Origin of the sequence: Congzhengia minquanensis (genome assembly GCF_014384785.1) — a bacterium.
GTDB classification, from domain to species: domain Bacteria; phylum Bacillota; class Clostridia; order UBA1381; family UBA9506; genus Congzhengia; species Congzhengia minquanensis.
This window is the reverse complement of sequence record NZ_JACRSU010000007.1, coordinates 1-6990: the sequence shown is the minus strand read 5'-3', so window position 1 is coordinate 6990 and position 6990 is coordinate 1. Positions and strand designations below refer to the sequence as shown.

Below are 6990 nucleotides of genomic sequence, written 5' to 3'. Positions count from 1 at the left end.
AGAAAGAACTGTCCGGCCTCAATGAGCGCAAATAACTGGGCGCTGTGGGAAAAGTTTAAACAGTTGATAAGGGAGGAAATAAAAATGGCAGAATGTAAATTTACAGACATCAGCGGGCATTATGCGGAGAAGCAAATTCGGGAAGTGTTTGAAATGGGGATTATGAACGGGGTGGATGAAACCCATTTTGAGCCGGATAAGCCGGTAACGCGAGCACAGGCGGCTATCATTGCACGGAACGTTGTGCGGTATATTACAGGAAAGTGAGGGGGACAACTATGCTATCTAAATTAAAATTTGCTTTAAAAAAAATACAGATGAGGCACTCGGCAGGTTCATTATATGAAAAGCCGAGTGCTTTATTATATGAATATGGAGCAGTGTGTAAATCGGATGATTTAGAAATTCCAAAGTCTTTTAGACTTCCAAAAGATAGAATCCCAGATTGTAGGAATCAAAAGACTACAGGACAATGTACTTGTTTTGCCTTAACTGGAATTTTACAAATATTATGGTATCTAGAAACAGGAGAATGGATACAATTCTCTACTACATATGCATATGGAAGGCATCGTGCTAGTACAGAAAGAAGAATGGAAGGTTTATATCCTTTTAGTTTAGTAAAACGAGCTTGTTTCTTAGGTTCTGTTCCAAATGAAATGATGCCAGAACTTTATGAAGTGCCTCTTGCTTATGATTTTGTTCAAAATCATCCAGATTTAGACAAACTTGACGAAGTTGCTTCCGCAACAAAAATTAAAACATATATTGGCTTTTGTTCAGCAGATAAAGAAAAACGTACGGAAGAGATAAAACGTGCTATTTTAAAATATCAAATTCCGGTATTTGGAAACTTTCGCATGTGTGGCGCATATCACGCTGTTCCGATTATAGGTTGGGACGAAAAGAAATGGTATTACATGAATTCTTGGGGAACAACTTATGGAGAAAATGGCATTTGTAGCTCAAAATATGACACATTAACATATGCTATTTTGTTGTTAGATGAAAAGAACTCTCCCGTATTCCCCTTTACTGATGTTGCAGACGAACATTGGGGCAGTAAGGCAATTCGGCGTTGTTATGGGGCTGGTATTATTAATGGTATTGATGCTACGCATTTTAATCCTGAAGGTGTCTTAACGCGAGCACAGATTTGTCAAACATTATATAAGTTAGCAATTAAATTTACTGAGGCTAATGGTGAGATATTTGAAGATCCTTATACTCTTGTTACATATAGTGATGTAATGCCGGAACATTGGTTTTACAACGCGGTGAGATATTGTTCTTCAAAATTACTTATTAGTGAGAAACACGATAATTATTTCTGTCCAGATGAAGCCTTAACAAGAGGTGAATTTTGTAATGCAATATGGAATTTTATTCAGTTAGTTTGTAAATCAAAAGACATGATTAATCCTTCTCTAACAAAAATGCCTTTTAAAGACATTGCAGATAATGATAAATTCTATAACGAAATTCAGATATGTTATTCTTTAGGAATTATCAATGGGATTGAGAAAGATAAATTTTGTCCTGATGAATCTTTGAATAGAGCGCAGATGTGTCAGATGATTTATAAACTGATTAAACAGATTGAGGTATATGAAAAATAATTTAGGGTAGTCATTTGACTACCCTATTTTTTACGATTATGAATAATAATGCAGATTAATATATAAAAATTAAACTTTATAAGTTCAATAAAATACGTGTAAGAATTTTTATTAAGTTGATAAAATCTAATTTGGTATTGTATGTACTCGAAATTATTTTTGACTGATTTTTGACTGATTGACTGACCAAATGACTGATTTTTTATGGCTTATTATTGTATATCACTGTTTGTTTTAAAACAACCAGAAATCGCTTAACAAAGCGGTTTTTAGGCTATATAGAGGCATTTCTAAAAATATCAAAATTTGCTCTCCGACGCCGGGTGCCGTAGGTTCAAATCCTATCAGGCGCACCAAGCTTTAAGGCCTCGAAATGCGTTATTTTGCGTATTTTGGGGCTTTTTGTCGTTATGTTATAGAATAGCCATAATTCAATTTTACAAATATCCCAAATTCTGTTGACAAATCCATCTAAAATATGTATAATTATTACAAATAAGTACATATTAGGAAACGAAATGCGTGTCAGAATTTGGGGATGTTCTGGTGCAAAAGGTGATTATATAAGCGCATTTAAAAAGGCCGCAGTTATTTTTGCGTCCTTTTTTGTAAGCTAAAATTATAAATTCACAAAATGGAGGGTTATTATGAAAATGACGAAGAGATTATTGTCAGTGCTTTTGGCAAGCACATTTTTGCTGAGCTTAAATGTGTTTGCAGAGTCAAAGGTGCAGGAGGAAGCAACGTCTGGTATCAGCCAGGAACAGCCGGAATTTGTTCCTGAGGAAGAACCAGGCGGAGAATTAGGTCCGGAGGATCTTAAGGATGAGGAAACAGAAGTGCCGGAAAATGATGAAGAACGATTAAAGGATTCAGATGACTTAGAAAGCCGCTATCCTGCTGAAAAAGAAGAGTTGGCAGCAGATAGTGCTTTAGAGGAAAATTATGAACAGAAAGAATTAGAAGATGAGCTTAACGAAGAAATAGAACCTGAGGTAAGCGCAGAAGCACTTTACAATCAGGATATTATCAATCGTTATGGCAACCCGTTGGACAATCAAAGTATGGTCGACATCGTGAACAACAACTATTCCTTTTTGCCAGCACAAAGTGAAAACAGCACAGACGCCATTGCAGACAACTTAGAGGAAGAGAACTATATTAAAAACAATGATGAAATGTTGTTCTCGGACGAAATGTTGGGAGAATTAGCTGCGTCTTCTTCAGCCGTTGCAAGTGTGGATGAAGACTCGATTTATAAAGTTGATCCTGTAGCTTCCCCAATGTATTTTAACAATGGTAACGATGATTCCGTTTCCCTACAAACAGGCGATTTAATGTATACAAAATCTTTGTTTTCATTTCCCGGAAGAAACGGCCTTGATTTAGATGTATCCATTCGTTATAATTCTTCAGACGCGGTTGCAACAATTGACGAATATGAACTGGGTAAAAATTTAGATAAAATGAATTACAGACAATTTGCTGCTGGCTGGATTTTTAATTTTTCTAATCTTAATATTGCCAATGAAGAACACGGAAACGGATACAGAAAAAAATTTAGCCTAAGCTTGGCAAACGGTAGCTCATATGAGCTATCTGGTACCCATATTTTAAACTATCAATTAGAAGATATGGTTCTGACAGAAGATGCCGCAAACAACCAATATGTGTTAACCTATTCAAACGGACGTGAAGAAAGGTTTGATAAGGAATATGGAAATATTGTCAGCATTAAAGATGTTTTTGGCAACACAATTCATTTTGAATATGGCGATATTGAATATCATAGTGGTTCATTTTTTAATTATTTGTTTAAAGTAAATTATTACTCCAGAACACTTAGGGCTCTAAAAAGGATAACAGACAGTACGGGCCGTGAAATTAATGTAGAGTATGGTCATAAATCATCCTTTTCAGGCAAACGGATTAATTCCATTACATTTCAATATGAAGGAAACGTTTTATCAAAGTTAAATCTTGATACTAAGGAAACATCAAAGGGAAAGGTGTATACGCTTACATCTGTGGAGGATGCCTCCAATTTTGTAACAAGTTATGAATATAATGAAAATCAAACGTATACGCAAATTTCGAATGAAATCGGCGATAAATCTATCGTACATTCCGGGGCATATATTCTGCTGACCAAAGTAAATTATCCTACCGGAGGATACAGCAATTATGAGTATACAACTGCCAGGCGGATTTATCAGCCGGCGGGGATTTACCGTCAAAACTGGTATCTAATGTATAAACTAAGCAAAAAGACAGATTCATCGGGACATTCCATTTCTTATCAATATGAAAATGATTATAGCGGTTACCCGTATGGATATATCGTTGATTCAACAACGTCAAAGTCAATAAATGTGGACATGCAGTATCATACCATTGTCAAATATCCGAACTATGAAACAGTTTATACCTTTGACCGAAATCACAACATGATTAAGGAACAAACCTATGATAAAAATGAAAAACTTGTCTCATATGCCGGAAGCGGCGGTGATACAAAATGGAATGTATCGGTTAATAACGAGCTTTACAGAATTGTAGCACCGTCCGTTTTAGACGGTGATGAATTCCGCACGTTAGTGTATAAAACAGACTTAGACGGGAACACACATTTTTTAAGTTCAATTGATGAACGAATGTTTTTGAAAGCGGTAAAAACAGCAGGCAATGCGATTTATTTATTTGGAAGCAATACAAATTTATCCGGAGGAACAATCAGTGTCTATAAGTATGATATAGTTTCGGATTCATGGGAAAAGTACGCCGATACTCACGCGGCGGATACGATAGATTTTGCAAGATTTTATTACAGCGGCAATGTATTTTCTTTTGACCAAATTGGTTCAAACGGTCTGCAATCTATCATCTTCAATCCGAATCCTGTTTCAGCTCAATCCTGTTGGAGTGACATTACCGTATCGTCCGTTTGGACAAATAAATCCACTTTTTATCTTTATTCATTGGGAGGCAGCCACTATTTTAGAACGGGTTCATCTATCATTAAATATACACCGCTTGGCGGAACAGCAGTTTCTAAAACCTTTGCCAGCCTTCCGGAAGTTACAAAAGGCGTTGGTATTAACGAACAGGGATTTGTATATACGGATACGCAGTTATATATGGTAAATTACGAACAGGGTACCATTCAGAGTCTGTGCACACTCTCCGGTCTGCCGTCTGGTGGACGGATCTACCCTGATATGTATAGTCATCTGTATTATTTGGTGAAAGATAACAATGTTTACACAAAAATAAATAAGGTATCCATGTCTAGTCCTAACACGGCTATTCAGTATGCCGAGCGGCTTTTTCCAACAAAAACAGCAAACGTTATTATGGGATTGGATACCATGTATATCGCTCTTTGCGCAAATGATTCCAGCATAGGGACTGCGTTAGATTTTGCCGGAGGTTTTGAAAAGGTGACACTGACGGACAGCACAAAGGTCACCTATAACAGAAAGACAGACTACACGTATAATGACTATAACCAGCAAACAGGCATGGCTTACAGCATTGCAAAGGGAAGCACCGTTAGCCAAATGTATACGGAAGGCCGTACATATGTAGAGAAACATGATGTGCCGTTAAGCACTACAGACAGGCTGGGGAACAGAACCACTTATGAATATACAAACTCAACCTATTATATACCAACAAAAGTTACCCAATTTGCAGGAACGGCAAATGCATTAATAACGAATAATACGCTGTCCTCGGATAAAAAGAAAATCATTAGCACCAGTACACTCTATGACGATAGAACGCTGACAACAGAATATACCTACGATACAACTTATCCTGGAAATATCGTTGGAGAAATTTTAAAAGAAGTCCGGCCTGCTCAAACAGAAAAAGAGCTTCAAAATATATCCTATGAATATAACTCCTACAATGCAGAGGGCAGAAATGCATACATTACAAGAAAATCAATTAATAATGTTGTCTCGCATAACAGTGATTTTGAAAAAACGTCACGTTCCAGCAATGTGCACGAATATTATTACGATAAACACGGGCGTTTGTTAAAAGATCATCAATTATGGGATCGTTGGTATGAGTATACATATCTTGCAAATGGTTGGATTGCAAGCGAACAAACACCGGATTTTATTGTAAAGGAATATACCTACACATTAGGGCAGGACGGTGTAAATAAAAGAGAAACGGAATATAAGTGCAGAAAAATAACCGGCCATAGTGACCCCATTTTTCCCCTAAACTATTCGTTTATCGAATATTACGACGATTTGGGCAGAGTAACGAAACGCAGTGAGGAATATACCGGCAGCGGCGGAGAAAAGACGCTGGCGCGGTTCGTATATGACGGGCATAATGTAAGCGAGGTTTATGACGCCGAGAACAATAAGACTGTTTATGCATATGACAGTTTTGACAGGCCGGCATATACTGCAATAATGGGTGAAGACGATACTGAAATCAACGAGCAGAGCATTTCTTATGATGATTTTAGCCTTACCACATCCCAGTATTATGGTTCAAATAATTCAAAGTCCCTATATCAATCCGTCACGACCGATGTTGCAGGAAGAGTTGTTAGCGAAAAAAACTATATCATATCGAAACTGTATCGCGAAACGTTAACCTCCTACGATTACATGGGCAATGTTAGCACTGTAACAGACCCGAAAGGAAATGTAACACGATATACCTATAACGATTTAGGACAAATGACGAAAGTAACAGATGCGCTTTTGCAGAATACGCTTTATGAATACGATTCTCTGGGCAACACGACCAAGATGACAACGCCTGGTGGAAGCGTAACGCAGTATGAATATGATACCTTAAGCAGGCTGATAAAAGAAACAGACGCGCTGGGCAACAGCGACTATTATTCGTATTACAATGTTGACGAACGGTTGGGAAAAACAAAGGATAAAAATAACGTCATTACAACGTATGAGTATGATTATGTAGAAGATAATTATGCATATCAATCCGGCTGGCTCAGTTCTAAAATTATTGGTGATAAGACGATAAACTACACCTATGACGACTGGGCGAATTATGCGCAGATAAACGACGGGGGCAGCGTTACATCTTACACCTACACGGGCAACAATTTATTAAAGACAAAAACCACGCCGGATAACAAAACAATCACATATGAATACGACGCAAGGCGCAATATAAGCAAGGTTACGGATTACTCTGGAACAGAAACCACATACACCTATGATGCAGCCAATAGGATGATCTCGGCAGCAAGTAACGGACTGACCACGCAATATGAGTATGAGAACGAGCAGGGGTTGCTCAGCAAAGTATCTTATGGTTCGAGCGGAAAGTATCAGACATTTGAGTATAATCTTCAAGGCGAGCCCACCTT

Annotated in this window: 3 protein-coding genes; all 3 read left to right on the top strand. The window is 37.5% G+C overall.

Going from position 1 to position 6990, the window contains the following annotated elements; genetic code table 11:
- Positions 1–267: S-layer homology domain-containing protein (locus H8698_RS12985; protein WP_249313876.1), on the top strand; the 267-nt coding region annotated here is incomplete at its 5' end.
- A gap of 11 nt (positions 268–278) precedes the next feature.
- Entirely contained in the window at positions 279–1619 is a 1341-nt protein-coding gene (locus tag H8698_RS12980) for an S-layer homology domain-containing protein (RefSeq protein WP_249313875.1), read from the top strand.
- A 647-nt stretch (positions 1620–2266) separates the two neighbouring features.
- Positions 2267–6990 (top strand): RHS repeat domain-containing protein (locus H8698_RS12975; protein ID WP_249313874.1); only part of this gene is annotated, 4724 nt, incomplete at its 3' end.

What these genes read in the sequence shown, in the direction of transcription:
- H8698_RS12980 (WP_249313875.1), top strand. Translation starts at nt 279, where the DNA reads ATGCTATCTAAATTAAAATTTGCTTTAAAAAAAATACAGATGAGGCAC.